The organism is Stenotrophomonas sp. STEN038, assembly GCF_056759895.1.
This window is the reverse complement of record NZ_JBRRDW010000071.1, coordinates 1-17,154: the sequence shown is the minus strand read 5'-3', so window position 1 is coordinate 17,154 and position 17,154 is coordinate 1. Positions and strand designations below refer to the sequence as shown.

Genomic DNA, 17,154 nt, shown 5'->3' with positions numbered 1-17,154 from the left:
CCCACCCCCCCCGAGGGCGGTGACGCCTCCCAGACTACGCCAGCCCGAACCCCCCCCCCCGCCCCACCCCCCCCCGCCCACCGCCAAACCCCCCCCCCCCCCCCCCCCCCCCCCCCCCCCCCACTACGGTGGGTGCGGCGAAGGCTTCTTGAGCCCCTCTCCCGTGTGCGGGAGAGGGGTTGGGGTGAGGGCAGCTGTTCGCTGGTAAAGCCCCTGCCGAGCGTGGCTCGGCACTACAGGTGCGCGGCACTAGGTCAGCAGGCGGCCGCCGTCCAGGCGCAGGGTCTGGCCGGTGATGTAGCCAGCGTCGTCCAGCAGCCAACGTACCGCCGAGGCGATCTCGTGCGGGGTGCCGAGGCGGTCCAGCGGGGTGCGCTCCATCAGCTTCTGCTTGGCCGCTTCGCTTTTGCCTTGTTCGGGCCAGAGGATGGCGCCGGGGGCAATGGCATTGACCCGTACGTGCGGGGCCATCTCCAACGCCAGTGAGCGGGTCACCATCTCCAGCGCGGCCTTGGCCGAGCTGTAGGCCGGGTGCTCGCGCAGCGGCTGGGTGGCGTGCAGGTCGGTCAGGTTGACGATGGCGCCGCGCTGCTTGATCAGGTGCGGGGCGGCGGCCTGCGCCAGGAAGAACGGTGCGCGCGTATTCACCGCGAACAGTTCATCCCATTGCTCCGGCTGGACCTGCCCGAACGGGGTAGGGAAGAAGTTGGAGGCATTGTTGACCAGCGCATCCAGCCGGCCGAAGTGGCTGACCGCCTGCTCGACCAGGTCGGGCAGGGCAGCCACGTCGCGCAGATCAGCCTCCAGCGCCAATACGCTGCCGGCGCGCTCGCTCTCAAGATCGAAGGCCAACGACTGCAGCTCCTCGCTGGACTGGTGCGCATGCAGGGCGATGCGGTAGCCATGGGCGTGCAGGTGACGGGCAATGCCGGCGCCGATGCGGCGCGCGCTGCCGGTGACCAGGGCCACCCGTTGGGATTCTGTCATCTGGGATTTCCTTACTCAGCTATCCTGTGCATTGTCCTCGCAAACCGCCGCATCATGCATTCCGACCTGCCAATCCCCGATTCAGACGCGCTCGCCCACAGCGAGCAGCTGGCCGCGCACCTGCGTGCGGACATCCTTGCCCAGGGCGGTGCGGTGCCGTTCTCACGCTTCATGGAGCTGGCACTGTATGCACCGGGTTGGGGCTATTACAGCGCAGGCGCCAGCAAGTTTGGCGCGGCCGGTGACTTCGTCACCTCGCCGGAGATTGGCTCGCTGTTTGCCGCCACCACCGCCAATGCGGTGGCGCCGGTGCTGAACCAGCTCGGTCCGCAGGCCCGCATGCTGGAACTGGGCGGCGGCAGCGGTGCATTCGCCGAGATCATGCTCAAGCGCCTGCTGGAGCTGGATGCGCTGCCCGAGCGCTACGCCATCCTCGAACCCAGCGCCGACCTGCGTGAGCGCCAGCGCGAGCGCCTTGAGCGCGCACTGATTCCGCCGGTGTTCGCACTGGTGGAGTGGCTGGACCGGCCGTTCGACGACGATTGGGACGGCGTGCTGTTCGCCAATGAGGTGATCGATGCACTACCGACGCCGCGCTTCCTCGCCGACGAAGGTGAGATCTACGAAGAAACTGTTGAGCTCGACGGCGAAGGCCGCTTCGTGCGCGGCGCGCAACCAGCCGACCAGCTGATGCTGGGTGCGGTGCGGCATGTGGAGCGTTACCTGGAGCGCCCGTTCGCGCACGGTTACCGTTCCGAAGTGCTGCCGCAGCTGCCCTACTGGATCCAGGCGGTGGCTGGTGGCATGCAGCGTGGTGCGATGCTGTTCGTCGACTACGGTTATTCGCGCAGCGAGTTCTACCAGCACGATCGCAACGACGGCACGATGCGCGCGTTCTACCGTCACCGCGTGCACAACGACGTGTTCCTGTGGCCGGGTCTGCAGGACATCACCGCATCGGTGGATTTCACTGCGTTGGCCGAAGCCGGCACCAATGCCGGTTTCGACCTGGCCGGTTACAGCAACCAGGCCAACTTCCTGCTCGGCAACGGCATCACCGATCTGTTGCTGCAGGCCGAAGCGCGCACCGATGAAGTCGGCCAGATACGCCTGCGTGATCAGCTCAAGCGGCTGACCCTGCCGACCGAAATGGGCGAGCGCTTCCAGGTGATGGGCTTCAGCCGCGATGTCGACATGTCGGCGGCCTTCCTGCTTGGTGACCTGACGTGGCGTCTGTAGCACCACGCTGAAACCGCTGCGTCGTGCAGGGTTCTGGTTGGGCCTGTGGTGCGCGGCGGTGCTGGTGGTGATCGTTGTGTGCCTGATCCCGCCTCCAGAATTGAACCTGCCGCAGAACAGCGACAAGGTCGAGCATCTGTTGGCCTACTTCATCCTGTCTGCCAGTGCAGTGCAGCTGTTCGGCAGCCGCCGCGCGCTGTGTTGGGTGGCGGCAGGTCTGGTGGCGATGGGTGTGGGCATCGAGTGGGCACAGGGCGCGCTGACTGCCACGCGCATGGCCGATCCGATGGATGCCCTGGCCAATACCAGCGGTGTGCTGATCGGCATGCTGACTGCGCTGACGCCGCTGCGGGATTTACTGCTGAGGCTGCAAGGGCGTTGAGCCGATAGTGCGCCCTCGGGCAGTGCTGCAAGCTGCTCTGGTTGCTGCTGCAACTTAATTCTTTAGATAAATCAGCAATTTCCGCTGTTTTGGCACTTACGCTGGCAGCCCTTGGGCTGCTACGTTTGCGCCATCACAGGCACCGCCATGGTGCCGGTGATTTTGCAAAGTCGGTGCGGTGCGGGACGTGGGTGGAGAGGACTCACGTACCGCACCGCGCCTTCCCGGCGATTTCTCCCCGGGCCTTACTTCTTCGGCTGCAGATGCACCTGGTCCAGCACCCACATCTGCGGGCGGGTATCGCCGCTGAAGGTCATGCACAGGTCGGTGATCTGCATGGCACCGGCTTGCAGCGGCGCCTCCAGTTCAATGAAGCCATCCTTGCCCGGCTGCTGCGGCAGCGGCACCGTGGCCAGCACGCGGCCCTCGCAGCCGGCACGCACTTCAAACTCGCCGTACTGGCTCACCGGCTTGCGGAAGCCGCGTTTGGCTTCCTCCGGGCGCAGCAGGCCGAAGTTGTAGGGAATGCGACCGGCGCGCACCTTGACCGAGGCGATGTCCTGCAGCTGCGCGTCTTCCCACAACCAGCACGGGTTGAAGATGGTGACGTCGAAGTTGTCGCGCTCACCGTGCAGTGGGTTGTCGTCGACAAGACGCAGGAGCAGGCGGCCGCCTTGCGGGCATTGCGCCAGGGTCTTGTCGTTGCGGGTCAGCAGTGACTGCGCATCGAAGTTCCATTGGCTGGGCTTGTCGGCCACCGGCTTGCCATTGAAGAAGGTCAATGCGGTCAGCACGGTCGGCACCGGCAAGGTCAGTGCGCCGGGATAGGCCGGTGACTGCGCGGTTGGCGTACTGCCATCGGTGGTGTAGCGGATGTCGCGGTAGCTGAGCGGGTTGGACAGTTCGACCGTCACCTTTTCGGCTGCACGATCATCCTGGCGCTTCATCGCCACCGACAACGCGGTCTGGCCGTAATCAATGCCCAATGCCTTGTAGCGCTGCAACTGCGCCGGCAGGCGTGCAAGGAAGTCGTCGTAGCTCTTGTTCTGCAGCGGCGTCCAGGCGATCTCGGACAGCGCCGCCAGGCGTGGGAACACGTTGTGCTTGAGGTCCTTGCCGTTGCGGGTGTGCTCGGTCCACATGTTGGCCTGCACGCCAATCACGTGCTTGCGCTGCGCCGGGGTCAGCTCGGCGGGCACCGGGTCGAACGCGTACACGCGCTGCATCGAGGTGAACTTGGGGCGGCCTGTCGGTTCTTCCGGCAGATTGGTCTGCAGGAAATCCAGGTACAAGGTATTGCCCGGCGTCATCACCACGTCGTGGCCGTGCGTGGCTGCCTCGATGCCGCCTTCGATGCCGCGCCAGGACATCACCGTGGCCTGCGGCGGCAAGCCACCTTCGATGATCTCGTCCCAGCCGATCAGTTTGCGGTCGTGGTCTTCCAGGTACTTTTCCAGGCGCTTAAGCATGTGCGACTGCAGTGCTTCTTCGTCCTTCAGGCCCAGCTCGCGGATATAGGCCTGCACCTGCGGTGAATCCTGCCACTGGTACTTCACCGCTTCATCGCCACCGATGTGGATGTACTGGCCGGGGAACATTTCCAGCACTTCGGCCAGGATGTTCTCCAGGAACTGCAGGGTCTCCTCGCGCGGGTTGAACAGATAGGGGTTCACGCCCCAGTTGGCCGATGGCTTGGTCGGGCCATCGACGACACCGTGCTCCGGATAGGCGGCAACCGCGGCCTGCGCATGGCCAGGTACGTCGATCTCCGGCACAACAGTGATATGGCGTGCGGCGGCATAGGCCACCACGTCACGGATCTGTTCCTGCGTGTAGTAACCGCAATACAGATGCGGCTTGCCGTCAGCACCAACGCCGGCTTCGCCAGCAGCGGCGCGGCAGCTGCCAACTTCGGTCAGCTTGGGGTAGCGCTTGATTTCCATACGCCAGCCCTGGTCATCGGTGAGATGCCAGTGGAAGGTGTTGAGCTTGTGCGTGGCCATCGCATCGAGGATCAGCTTGATGTCATCGATGCTCTGGAAGTGGCGTGCTGAGTCGAGCATGAAGCCACGCCAGCTGAAACGCGGCGCATCCTCCACCTGCATCGCCGGCAAGGTGATGCTGTCTGCAGGTGAGCCGGACAGGAGCTGCCACAGCGACATCGCACCGTAGAAAAGACCACGCGCATCGCCGGCTTCGACCAGTACGCCATCGGCGTTGATGCGCAGCGAATAGCTTTCCGGTGATGCTGCTTTGACAGCGGGCTTGCTGATGCGGAACTGGATCGCACCCTTGGCCTGGCCACTGCTGCCGGGCGTGAGCTGCAGCGGTGTGGTGCGCGCCAGCAACTGGGTGAAGTGTGCGGCGACTTCGCTGGCACCGTCTGCAGCGATGACACGGGTCGATGCATCGACGTTGAAGCGACCATTGCCCGGCAGCACCGATACCGGGCGCGGAATGATGCTGGCGCCTGTCACTTCCACCGGTTGTTGCCACGACGCGGGCGCGGCAGTGGCGGCAGCAAGCGCATGGCCGCCGGGCACGGCCACGGCAAGCAGCAGCGCGGCGTACAGTGCATGGGTGGGAAGTCGGTGTCCGGTCATCGTGAATCCTCTTCTAAATGTCGGCTGGCGTGCAGCCGCACGCTGGTGCGTTCGCGGTTGAAGTTACGGTTGCTGCGATCCATGGGGGGAGGAAGGCAAGACGGAGCCGACCTGCAGCGTTGCAGGTGATGGCGGGGAGGTAACGCTGCTGCGCGTTGGGATCATCGCATCAAGGGCGAAGCCGTTCAGCACTCCCTCGATGTCGGCGGCCACCACGATGTGGCCATCGGTAGCGAGACTGCCAGCGATGCCCCATTGAAAGCCATGCCCGGCCGGCAGTGTGCGCCTCGCCAACAGGCGCCCATCGCGGCGATCGAGCAGGCCGATACCGGCGGTGTGTTCCAGGAAATACGGCTTGCCCGCTGCCATTCCGACGAGCAGGTGATCGCCCACCTGCAATGGCGTGCCCCAACTCCATCCACCCACATCGGTGCGCCATTGCACGTGTCCGTTGCGGATATCGATCGCGCTGATCTTGCGTAGATCGGAAGAACCGATATACAGCGTATCGCCGTCGAACGCGGGTTCCGACTCTATCCACGACGTCCAGAACTGGGTGCGCCAAAGCGGGCGACCATCGCTCGCATCGAGTGCGTACAGCACGCCACTGCGATCGTTGGCGAACACGCGGCCGGCGTGCACCATCGGCGCTGCCCCGGACCGGGACTTCATGCGGTACTGCCAGATTGGACTGCCATCGCGCAGCGCCAATGCCTGCACGGCACCGGCTTCGCTGACGAGGAACAGGTGTCTGCCATCACTGGCAGGGGTGTGCAGAATGCGGCCGGGCAACTGCGTCTTCCAGCGCATGGCACCGTTCTCCGCATCCAGCGCCTGCACGGTGCCGTCGGCACCGCCTATGTGGAGCTGCCCGTCGATGAGCAGCGGACGCGGCGCCTGCCATTCCCAGGCGGCGAGTTGGGGATGCGGTGGTTCGCGGCTGGTCTGGCTGCCCTGGATGGAGGAGCGCCATTGTTCGCGCCCGGTATGGCGGTCCAGACGATGCAGGTAACCCCCATCGCTGCTCACGAACAGCGAGTCGGCGCTCACCAAAGCGCTGGCATACACCGGATAGCCGGTGGTGGTGGTCCACAGCACTGCACCGTCGTCCAGCTTGACTGCAGATACCGCGCCGCTGGTCGTGCCGATGTAGGCGATGCCTTGGTGGGTTACCGGGGATGCGAAGATCTGTCCGCCCAGGCGGGTGCTCCAGCGTGGTGTCGGCAGGGCTTCCGTGTCGGTGGTCGGAAGCGCTGCAGCAGGCGGCTGGTCGCGGCTGGCGCGGCGCAGGCTGACCTGTTCGCCTTCGCCAAGCATGCTGCCAACAAGGCGGTTGCCTGTTTGCTGCAGACGCATGTGCAGTGCGTTCTGTGCCAGCACCTTGTTGTTGAAGTCGGCCTTGTCGGGTAGCGGCAGGCGTTGCAGGTGTGCCACCGGCAGGTCGAGTTGCATGTCGTAGCGGCCGTCGGCGTCGGCCTGCAGCTGCAATCCCATCACGACCTTTTCGCGTGCGCTGCCTATCTCACCAAGCCAGTAGCCGGAGAGATCAGTTGTTTGTGCCTTGGCGAGGCTGCTGATTGCCAGCAGGCAGACGGGCAGCAATCGCTTCCAGGCGTGTTGCTGGCGCTGTACAGGAGCACTGTTGCAGAAGGAAACATGCATCGTGGTGGCCCGGCCAGGGTCGTGGAGAGGTAAATGCGAGGAAGGGGCGGGCCCGGCGAACCGGGCCCGCGGTACGGCATCAGCAGCGGTTGCCTGACTTAGAAATCAAAACGCAGTGACGCCATGTAGCGACGGCCGGTGGTGTACAGGCCATTGGTGAGTGCCTTGCTGCCGAAGTAGCTGTGGTACTTCTCGTTGAGCAGGTTCATGGCGTTGATCTGGATCGCCAGGTTGTCGTTGATGCGGTAACCGACGGAGGCATCCAGCGAGGCGTAGTCATCGGTCCACACCTGGGTGTTGGCCGCGGCCATGCGGGTGAAGTACTTGTCGCGCCAGCCGTAGGTGACCCGCGCGCTCCAGTTGCCCTGTTCGAAGTAGGGGCTGATGTTGAACTGGTGCTCGGAGTTGAACGGCAACGGACGGCCATCATCGGCCTCACCATCGGAGAAGGTGTAGTTGGCGACGATGCCGAAGCCCGCGCCGAAGCCCTGCTGCCATGCCAGCGAGTATCCGCGGACCTTGGCGTTGCCGGCGTTCTGCGGACGGGTCACGTCGTACAGATCATCCCGGTTCTGGTTGATGTTGTAGTGGGTTTCCTTCTGCGACTGGTTGAGGATGTAGTCCTTGACGTCGCGGTAGAACACCGAAGCGGCCAGGATCGCGTTCTCGGACAGGTACCACTCGGCGGAGAAGTCGAAATTGGTGGACTGGTACGGATCCAGGTCGGGGTTGCCGCCGGCACCGGACAGGTTCAGGTCGGTCAGCCAGATGTAGCTGGACATGTCCGCATAGTTCGGGCGGGCGATGACCTTGGCCGAGGAGAAGCGCAGCACGACATCATCGTTGAGGTCGTAGATCAGGTTGAGGTTGGGCAGTACGTTGTTGTACTTCTTGCCCGCGACGACGGTTTCCCATTGCGGGCAGGGGTTCACGTTGTTGGCGCAGGTGTAGCCTTCATTGGTGGTCTCGGTGCGCACGTAGCGGACACCGATATTGCCGCGCAGGCGATCGAAGCTGAAATCAGCCTGGGCATAGACAGCCTTGCTGTCTTCCTCGATCGACCAGGTGTTGCGCGCGAACTCGCCGGAGTTGAACGGCGACAGCGCAGGCATCGAAGCGCCCGGTGCCAACCACTTGCCGCTCATGATCCACTCGTACAGCTTGGCCGGATCAACGGTGAAGCGATCCGAGAGTGCGCCGCCATTGCCAAGGCCAGACAGGTAGTCACTCGGCATCGGCCGCGGGCCGAACTCGCCGGCGCTGTTGGTAGCGGCGGTATTGAGGCCAAAGCCGCGCTGCACCTGGCCGACGAAGTGATCGCGCTGCTTGTAGCCGAAGCGCAGCAGGTAGACCGGCGAGTCGAGCTTCAGGCCGAAGTCGACCTGCCCGTATTTTTCCTTGTCCACGGTCGGCTTCTCGACCACGTTGCCCGCCCAGCCCTCGAAACGGAACAGCGACGGGTCGGTGAACGGGTTGCCGTTCGGGAAGCTGACTTCGAATGGGTTGGTGTCGGAGTTCTTGACCTTCCATTCGTAGTCGGTGTGGGCGAGGAATTCGCTGTAGAACTGGCGCGGGCCGGCATCGGCACGGGTGCTGCCGATCTGCGTGCTGAGCGACCAGCGCTCGTCGTTCCAGGCGGCCTTCAGGTCGTAGGTGCGCGACTCGGTTTCGGCCCAACGGCTCTGCAGGTCGAAGATCGACAGCGCGTTCTTCATCTTGCCACCGGTGACGATGCCATCCTTGATGGTGATGTCGGTCAGCCTGCCGCCGCTGTGGAAGTTGTTGCCCTGGTTGATGAACATCGGGTGGGTCTGATGGTCATAGCTGGCATCGATGGCGAAGGCGTTGAACTCGATGTCGAGCTTGTCGACCGGCTTGGCCTGCAGGCTCAGGGTATAGGTGTCGCGCTTGCGCTCCTGTTCAAAGAACCCGGCGCCGGCCGAGTTGACGCCTATCGCGTTCGGATTGGCGCGGATCGCGTCGGCGCAGGCGCCAGCGCAAGTGCCGTTGGCGATCGACGCATTGAATGCGCTGGCGGTGATGACGTTGAATGCCTCGTAGCCTTCGCGGCGGATGTTTTCTTCGTCGCGTTGTGCCGAGAACACCACGCCGAAGTTTTCGGCCTGGTTCTTCCAGCCCAGCAGCAGCGCTGCGTTCGGATCGTTGGTGCTGGCCACTTCATTACGGGTCACGCCGACCTGGCCGGAGATGGTCAGTGACTTTTCCATGTCCAGGGGCTTACGCGTGGTGATCATCACGGTGCCGCCGATCGAGCCTTCGTCCAGGCGTGCTTCGGGAGACTTGAACACCTCGATCTTGCCGACCAGCTGCGGTGCCAGCAGCGAGTAGTTGAAGGTACGGGTGGGGAAGTCGGACATGTTCCAATCGCCCGAGGCGATGGTCTGGCCGTTGAGCAGGGTGCGATTGAGCGAGGGATCGGTGCCGAGGATGCTGACGCGCTCGCCCTGGCCGAAGGCGCGGTCGATGGCGACGCCGGGGATGATGGTCATCGCTTCGGCAACGTTGGTGGCCGGGAACTTGCCCACGTCCTCGGCGGTGATGACGTCGACGATGGCGTCGGCATTGCGCTTGGTTTCCAGCGACTGCTGCAGGCTGGCGCGGATGCCGGTGACAACGACACGGTCAAGCTCGGTGGCTTCTTTCTGCGCGTCCTGGGCGGCAGCGGAGAAGCTGATTGCCAGACAACTGATGATGGCGGCGGTGAGCGGCGACTTGCGGTGGTTCAAAGGTCTCTCTCCCTTTGCTGATGGATGGCCGACGAATGCGAGCCGGTCAGTGATTGCCGCAGCCCGGGCGGGCGTGCGGTTAGATGGTCGCGGTCACCGAGCTGGCCGGCCGCGTGGAGTCTGGCGTCAGTCAGAGGCGGTCGTGGGGATGACGTCGCGCGCTGCTGCCCTGCGATGCAGGCCGCCGACGTGGAAGAAGCGAGGGGTGTAGCTGGCGATGCTTGTCCACGTCATGCCTCGATACGTTGGGTGGAGCGCGGGACTACCGGTGTTCAGCCAGGAGTGAAGTTTGCGGTGATTTTTTACTTTTGGCAAAAATAATTTTCATGAAAAATGCCTCGTTAAAAAAGGCAATTTCATGCATCTATTGCTTTATTTAAGGCGATTTTTCAATGAAAGGAAATTTCCATTCATATCTACTGAAATGGATTCAACGATATTTATTTTATGGTTGAAAATTATGTTCAGCATCAACTCATTGGTAATTGCGGTTCCGCTTCATTGCAGCGATTGCCAGCACGGGCACAAAAAAAGCGGGCCTGGAAAACCCAGGCCCGCTGGAGGAGAAAGAACAGCGGAAAACAGTTGCAGCGTTGGTGCTGGCTTAGAAGTTGAAGCGCAGCGATGCGTTGTAGCGACGGCCGCTCAGGTAGGCGCCACGGGTGAGCTGCTCCACGCCGGAGTAGGAGTGGTATTCCTCATCCAGCAGGTTCATCGCATCCAGGCCGACCGACAGGTTCTCGGTGATCTTGAAGGCCACCGATGCGTCCAGCGAGGCGTAATCCATGGTCCACAGCTCACGGCCTGCGCTGACCTGGGTGAAGTACTTGTCACGCCAGCCGTAGGTGACGCGGGCGGTCCAGGTGTCGTTCTCGAAGAACGGGCTGATGTTGAACTGGTTCTTCGAGTTGAACGGCAGCGGGCGGCCACCGGTAGCTTCGCCATCGGAGTAGGTGTAGTTGGCGATGACGCCAAAACCCGCACCGAAGTTCTGCTGCCAAGCGACGGAGTAGCCCTTGATCTTGGCGTCACCGGCGTTGCGTGGGCGGTCAACCAGATAGGTGTCGTTCTTGTTCTGGTTCTGGTTCCAATGGGTTTCCGGGGTCGATTCGGTGAGGATGTAGTCGGAGACATCACGGTAGAAGATCGAGCCGGCGAGGATCGCGTTCTCCGAGAAGTACCACTCCGCCGAGAAGTCCACGTTGGTCGACAAGTAGGGCTTCAGGCTGGGGTTGCCGCCACCACCGGTCAGTGCGGTATCGGACAGCCACAGGTAGGACGACACATCGGTGTAGTTCGGGCGTGCCATGGTCTTGGCGACGGACGCGCGCAGCACCAGGCTGTCGGTGGCGTCGAAGGCGACGTTCAAGTTGGGCAGCAGGTTGTTGTACTTGTTCTTCTTCACCACGTGGTCATAGGACGCGGCCAGCTTCTCGGCGGACCAGCCGCCCTGGGTGCAGCCGGCCAGGCCGGTATTGCAGGCGTAGCTGCCCGATTCCAGGTCGGTGCGGACATAGCGCACGCCGATGTTGCCGCGCACGCGATCAAAGCTGAAGTCGGCCTGCAGGTAGGCGGCACCGATGTCTTCATTGATCGACCAGTTATTGCGGGCGAATTCCTCGGCACTGAATGGCGACACCACCGGCATCGTCTGCCACGGCGCCAGCCACTTGCCGCTGGTGATGTAGTCGGCCAGCTTCCAGCCATCGATCGTGAAGCGTTCGCCGAGGTCGCCATAGCCGCTGAAGCCCTTCAGGTAGTTGTCGGGCAGCACGCGTGGATCGAAGTCCGAGGCCTTGGCGTCGCCGTAGCCAGCGACCGATGCCAGGCCGATACCGCGCTGGATCTGGGTGGTCTCATGCTTGCGCTGCTTGTAGCCGAAGCGCAGCAGGTAGACTGGCGAATCCAGCTTGATGCCGAAGTCGACCTGGCCATAGGTTTCCTTGTCGGTGGTTGGCTTCTCGACCAGGTTACCGCCCCAGCCGGTGTTCCAAGTGGGCTTGGTCGGGTCCGCGCCCCAGCCGCCATCCATCTGGAACTGGTCGGGGTTCAGGAACGGGTTGGCGCCAGTGAACTCGACGCTGCCCGGCTTGCCCGGTGCGTCGGCGATCGACCAGGTGTAGTCGGTGCGTGCGAGGAACTCACCAAACACCTGTTTCGGGCCGCCATCGGCCTTGGTGCGGCCGATGTGGGTGGAGGCGAACCAGCGCTCGTCGTTCCAGTCCACCTTGATGTCGTAGGTTGCCGAGTCCACCTGTGCGCGACGGTTCTGCAGGTCGAACACGACCAGGCCGTTCTTGTGGCTGGCGCTGGTGATCAGGCCATCCTTGACGGTGATGTCGGTGAGCGTCTTCAGGCTGTTCCAGGTATTGCCCTGGTGGGTGAACATCGACTGCGCCATGTGATCGAAGTTGGCGTTGATCTTCAGCGCGTTCAACTCGATGTTCATCTGCTCGACGGGCTTGAACTGCAATGCCAGCGAGTAGGTCTTGCGCTCACGTTCCTGTTCGAAGAAATGGGCGCTGGTCGAGTTGGGGCCGACTGCATCCGGATTGGCGTACAGCGTCTCGGCACACTTGCCAACGCAGGTTGCCGGCGAGGTGGGCTGCGAGCCATCCGGGTTGGGGGCCACCGACCAGTCGGTCGGCAGGTTGGTGACCGAGCCGTTGGAGCCGCCCAGGCCGCCGATGTAGTCCTTGGCGCGGACGATGCCGTAGGACTCGATGCCGTCGCGGCGGATGCTCTCATTCGAGGCCTGAGCGGACACGATGACGCCGAAGGTCTCGGCTTCGTTCTTCCAGGCGAAGGCGGCGGAGGCGCTTGGGTCGGTTTTCTCGATGCGATCATTGCGGCCATAGCTGACCCGGCCGGAAACGCTGACCTTCTCCGGCATGTCCAGCGGCTTGCGCGTGGAAACAATCACGGTGCCGCCGATGGAGCCTTCATCGATGCGGGCTTCCGGCGACTTGAAGACTTCCAGCTTGCCAACCACTTCCGGCGCCAGTAGCGAGTAGTTGAAGGTGCGGGTCGGAAAGTCGGACATGTTCCAGTCGCCCGAAGCGATGGACTGGCCATTGAGCAGGGTGCGGTTCAAGGCCGGGTCGGTGCCGAGGATCGACACCTTCTCGCCCTGGCCATATGCGCGGTCGATGGTGACGCCCGGAATGATGGTCATCGCTTCGGCGACGTTGGTGGCCGGGAACTTGCCCACGTCCTCGGCGGTGATCACGTCGACGATGGCGTCGGCGTTGCGCTTGGTTTCCAGCGATTGCTGCAAGCTGGCGCGGATGCCGGTGACGACAACGCGGTCAAGCTCGGTGGCTTCCTTGCTGGTTTCCTGCGCATGCGCTGAAAAGCTCAGGCAGGTGACGATAGCGGCGGATAGTACGGACTTGCGGTACCTCATGATGTCTCTCCTCATCATTGATGGATGCCGGCGAGCTGGCCGGAAGTTGTGTCGCTGGACGCTGTGCATGGGCGGGCTGCCGCATGCGCGTGGGTTACTGCCGAGTGCGGTGCGCTGGGATCGATTTCCCTGCGTCCCAGATACCAACTGGCGGCGCCGATGACGCCCAGTTGCCCGTGCTCTACCAACTTCACGGGGATGCGTTGCAGCGCTTCGCGCATCGGTCCCTTGTTGAGGAACCGCTCGGCGAAGCTGCTGTTGATAAGGAACTGACTGATCTTGGGCAGGATGCCGCCAGCCAGGTAGATGCCGCCTTGCGCGCCGTACAGCAGCGCCATGTCGCCGATGGTCGAACCGAGAATCGCGCAGAACAGCTGCAGCGTTTGTTCGGCAACCGGATCGCTGCCATCGCAGGCAGCGGCGCTGATTGCGTCGGGTGTGGCGTGCACGGGCGCGGTGTCGCGTACGGCGCACAGTGCGTTGTACAGATTGAGCAGGCCTGGGCCAGACAGGGCGTGCTCGATGGCGACATGGCTGCGCCCGCGCAGCATCTGCTGCAGCACGGCGACTTCCAGCGTGGTGCTGGCGCTCAGCGAGGCTTGCCCGGCTTCGGTGGCCAGCACCATTGAGCGGCTGCCATTGGGAATCCACAGTGCCGCGCCCAGGCCAGTGCCGGGGCCGACGATCAATACAGGGCCCTCGGCGGCGGCGGTAGGGCCGCTCAGCAGTAGTGCCTCGCTGGCATCGATATGCGCAGCGGCATGGGCAACGGCTTCGAAATCATTGACCAGGTGTACCGCGGCGAAGCCAAGGTCATCGCGGATGCGATTGCACGACAGCGGCCACGGCAGGTTGGCGGAGATCACCGTGCCATCGGGCAGGGCGTAACCGGCACTGGCGATGGCGCATTCGCGCACGTTGGCGCGGTCGACCGGGAACTGGGCAAGGATGCTGCTCAGGTCCGGATAGTCGGCACAGCGGTACTGGCGATAGGCCAGCAGCTGTAGGGGTGCGCTGGCGCTGCTGCCCGGCTGCACCAGGCCCACGCGGACGTGGGTGCCGCCCACATCGGCGGCCAGCAACGGCGCGGCAGATGTAAGAGTGGTCAGCTTGGCTGTTGTGTTCCGGCTGGCAACCACGCACGTCCCCTGGAAGTTGGCGCGACACCTGGTGGCGTTGCGGCATGCGGAGTGTCATGGCTTCGTGACAACGATGTCAAGGCGCAGTGCAAAAAATTTTCACCCTTCGTGCATCGTGGTTGATGCTTGTATATCAATGATTTTAGTAATTATTTTCGTTTCACATGAAATCCATGGGAGCTTTTGAACTGGATTTTCATGGTTGGTTGAAATTCTGTGAAATTTTTTGGCATAAAAGGGGAGCTGTGGGAGCGGCGTAAGCCGCGAAGCTGGCAGCACTGAAATTGAGGACTTTCAGGCTCCACGGACGGCGGTGGGCATCGGTGAGTCGATGTACAGGGTTGTTGCCGACGGTCGGATCAGTGGCTTCGCGGCTTACGCCGCACCCACAACACCCCGGATCATTCCCACCCGGACGGCAGACCGCACAACGCCACCGCATGCGGTGGCCTTGTGCCTGCATCAAACCGCTGTGTGGATTACTTGGCCGGCTCGAGCTTGATCCAGTCCAGCGTCCACATGTTGGGACGGGTGTCGCCGGTGAAGCGTACGCACAGGTCGCCACGTGTTGCAGGCGCGGTGATGCTGGCGTCCAGCTCGAGGAAGCCATCGGCATTCGGCTCGGCCGGCAGCGGCACCGAGGCCAGCGGCTTGCCTTCGCAGTTGGCCAGGATTTCCATTTCGCCATGGGCAGTGCGCGCCGGTGCAAACTTGCGCGACGGCTCGTCGTGGGCAAGCTGGAAGTTGTACGGAATGCGGCCAGCACGCACCTTGATGCTTGCAATGCCTGACAGGTCCACATCACTCCACAACCAGCACGGGTTGAAGATGTTGACGTTGAACACCTCGCGCTGACCTTCGGCCGGGCCATCGTCTTCCAGGCGCAGCAGCAGCTTGCCGCCATTCGGGCACAGGCCAAGCTGGGTATCTTCGCGGACCAGCAGCGATGCCGCGTCGAGCTTGAAGGTGTTGGCGGTGGCCAGTGGCTTGCCGTCAAAGAACGCAGCGGTCTGCACCTGCACAGGCACCTTCAGCTGCAGCGGCTGTGCGTACAGCGGCGAGCTGGCGGTGACCGGGCTGCCATCCAGCGTGTAATGCACCGGGTAGCCCAGCGGATTGTTCAAGCTCACCTGCACCGCGCCAGTGCGGTGCTCGCCCTTGTCGATCATGTCGACCTGGAACGGCGTCTTCGCATAGGCGATGTCCATTGCCTGGTAGCGCTGCAACTGGCGTGGCAGGCGCTGCAGGAAGTTGCCGAAGTTGCGCTTGTCCTGCGGGCTCCAACCGGTTTCCGCCACGGCAGCCAGGCGCGGGAACAGGTTGTGTTCCAGGTTCTGGTTGTTGCGGGTGTGCTCGTTGAACATATTGGCCTGCAGGCCAAGGATGTGCGAACGCTTGTCGGCAGCCAGCTCGGCAGGCACCGGTTCGAACTCGTAGGCTTTCTGCAGGCTGATGGTGGTCGGTCGGCCCGGCGGCTCGTTCGGCGACTCGGTCTGCAGGTAATCCATGTACATGTGGGTGACCGGCGACATCACCACGTCGTGGCCTTCGCTGGCGGCCTTGAGTCCACCTTCGGTACCGCGCCAGGACATCACCGTTGCTTCCGGCGGCAGGCCACCTTCGAGGATTTCATCCCAGCCGATCAGGCGCTTGTCGTGCTGCTCAAGGAACTTCTCCAGGCGCTTGATGATATGGCTCTGCATTTCCATTTCATTCTTGGCGCCGAGTTCACGCATGCGCTCCTGCACGCGCTTGGAGGCGATCCACTGGTCCTTGACCGCTTCGTCGCCGCCGACATGCACGTACTTGGAGGGGAACATCTGGATTACTTCTTCCAGAACGTTCTCGAGGAACTGGAACGTCGCTTCCTCGGTGTTGAACAGGTTCGGGAACACGCCCCACTGGTTGTCGATGACCAGCTTCTGTTCGGTCGTGCCCAGCTCGGGGTAGGCGACGATGGCGGCGGTGGCGTGGCCGGGAACGTCGATTTCCGGGATCACCTGGATGTGGCGCTCGGCCGCATAGGCGATGATTTCGCGGATCTGTTCCTGCGTGTAATAGCCGCAGTACTGGCGCGGCTCGCCGGTGGTGGTATTGATGCCGGCATCGCCCAGTGGCACGCGGCAGCTGCCGACTTCGGTCAGCTTCGGATAGCGCTTGATCTCCATGCGCCAGCCTTGGTCATCGGTGAGATGCCAGTGGAAGGTGTTGAGCTTGTGCTGCGCCATCGCATCGAGCAGCTTCTTGATCTCGTCCATGCTCTGGAAGTGGCGCGCCGAGTCGAGCATGAAGCCACGCCACGGGAAGCGCGGGGTATCAGTGATGGTGGCGGCGGCGACGTGGCCGGGCGTGTTGCCGGTCAACAGCTGCGCGGCGGTGACCGCGCCGTAGAACAGGCCGACATCATCACCGGCGCTGACATCTATGCCCGTATTGGAAACCTTGAGTGCGTAGCCTTCGGCGGTATTGGTTGCCGAAGGATCGAGACGGAAGCGGATCTGCGCCTTGCTGGCGTTGTCGGCGATGGCCAGGGTCGGGCCACCGTTCTGCTTGAGCAGGGTCACGAATTGCGCGGCGGCGCGGCGTGCTGCCTCGTCGTTGCCGCCGACACGGGCGGAGCTCTTCAACACGAAGTCCTTGCCGCCGTCAGCCTGGTAGCTGGCGGGCAGGGGAACAAGCGAAGGGGCGGAGGTGGTGTCGGCGGCCTGTACCTGCAGGGCGGACATGCCCAGCAATACGCAGCTGCTGAGCCACGGCGCGCGGCTGCGCTTGTGGAAGGACTTCGTCATGGGCGGAGCTCCTGTCTGTGCTTGGGCGGCAGTGTGTAGTGCCGCAGGAATCTTGTGTAGTGCCGAGCCATGCTCGGCAACGCTGTGGCTTTCGGTAGTGCCGAGCCATGCTCGGCATTGCCCCGGCTCCATGTAGTGGGGTGCCCCTGCCCGGCGGGGCGGGGGGCCGGAGGGGGACGGGGGGCGTGGGCGCCGCGACC

9 protein-coding genes are annotated in these 17,154 nt (G+C 63.3%); 2 read left to right on the top strand and 7 right to left on the bottom strand.

Annotation, left to right across the window (positions count from 1 at the left end; translation table 11 throughout):
• Window positions 1–249: 249 nt before the first annotated feature.
• Window positions 250–987 (bottom strand): pteridine reductase, encoded by a 738-nt coding sequence (locus ACVOLS_RS19745; RefSeq protein ID WP_481547036.1) that lies wholly within the window; start codon window positions 985–987, stop codon window positions 250–252.
• Between the two features lie 54 nt (window positions 988–1,041).
• Here ACVOLS_RS19745 and ACVOLS_RS19740 point away from each other — a divergent pair, with 54 nt between their 5' ends.
• Window positions 1,042–2,226, top strand: a complete 1,185-nt coding sequence (locus ACVOLS_RS19740; RefSeq protein ID WP_481547035.1) for a class I SAM-dependent methyltransferase — start codon at window positions 1,042–1,044, stop codon at window positions 2,224–2,226.
• A gap of 7 nt (window positions 2,227–2,233) precedes the next feature.
• A complete protein-coding gene (locus ACVOLS_RS19735; protein WP_481547037.1) occupies window positions 2,234–2,608 on the top strand; it encodes a VanZ family protein in 375 nt (124 codons plus the stop codon).
• Window positions 2,609–2,853: 245 nt separating this feature from the next.
• On the opposite strand, the gene ACVOLS_RS19730 is transcribed toward ACVOLS_RS19735, so the two are convergent.
• From ACVOLS_RS19730 to ACVOLS_RS19705, 6 genes are all read right to left on the bottom strand, one after another.
• Entirely contained in the window at window positions 2,854–5,211 is a 2,358-nt protein-coding gene (locus ACVOLS_RS19730) for a beta-N-acetylhexosaminidase (RefSeq protein WP_481547034.1), read from the bottom strand.
• Between the two features lie 63 nt (window positions 5,212–5,274).
• On the bottom strand, window positions 5,275–6,873 hold the full coding sequence (locus ACVOLS_RS19725; protein ID WP_481547033.1) for an outer membrane protein assembly factor BamB family protein: 1,599 nt from the start codon (window positions 6,871–6,873) through the stop codon (window positions 5,275–5,277).
• Window positions 6,874–6,971: 98 nt separating this feature from the next.
• Complete coding sequence (locus tag ACVOLS_RS19720; protein WP_481547032.1) at window positions 6,972–9,620, bottom strand: TonB-dependent receptor; 2,649 nt, start codon at window positions 9,618–9,620, stop codon at window positions 6,972–6,974.
• 604 nt (window positions 9,621–10,224) lie between these two features.
• Complete coding sequence (locus ACVOLS_RS19715) at window positions 10,225–13,026, bottom strand: TonB-dependent receptor (RefSeq protein WP_481547031.1); 2,802 nt, start codon at window positions 13,024–13,026, stop codon at window positions 10,225–10,227.
• A 14-nt stretch (window positions 13,027–13,040) separates the two neighbouring features.
• A complete protein-coding gene (locus ACVOLS_RS19710) occupies window positions 13,041–14,165 on the bottom strand; it encodes a glucokinase family protein (RefSeq protein WP_481547030.1) in 1,125 nt (374 codons plus the stop codon).
• Window positions 14,166–14,644: 479 nt separating this feature from the next.
• Entirely contained in the window at window positions 14,645–16,954 is a 2,310-nt protein-coding gene (locus ACVOLS_RS19705) for a beta-N-acetylhexosaminidase (RefSeq protein WP_481547029.1), read from the bottom strand.
• Window positions 16,955–17,154 lie beyond the last annotated feature (200 nt).

Excerpts from the sequence above, each read along its gene's own strand:
- ACVOLS_RS19725 (WP_481547033.1), bottom strand. The coding sequence starts at position 6,873 with ATGCATGTTTCCTTCTGCAACAGTGCTCCTGTACAGCGCCAGCAACAC.
- ACVOLS_RS19745 (WP_481547036.1), bottom strand. The coding sequence starts at position 987 with ATGACAGAATCCCAACGGGTGGCCCTGGTCACCGGCAGCGCGCGCCGC.
- ACVOLS_RS19715 (WP_481547031.1), bottom strand. The coding sequence starts at position 13,026 with ATGAGGTACCGCAAGTCCGTACTATCCGCCGCTATCGTCACCTGCCTG.
- ACVOLS_RS19740 (WP_481547035.1), top strand. The coding sequence starts at position 1,042 with ATGCATTCCGACCTGCCAATCCCCGATTCAGACGCGCTCGCCCACAGC.
- ACVOLS_RS19705 (WP_481547029.1), bottom strand. The coding sequence starts at position 16,954 with ATGACGAAGTCCTTCCACAAGCGCAGCCGCGCGCCGTGGCTCAGCAGC.
- ACVOLS_RS19730 (WP_481547034.1), bottom strand. The coding sequence starts at position 5,211 with ATGACCGGACACCGACTTCCCACCCATGCACTGTACGCCGCGCTGCTG.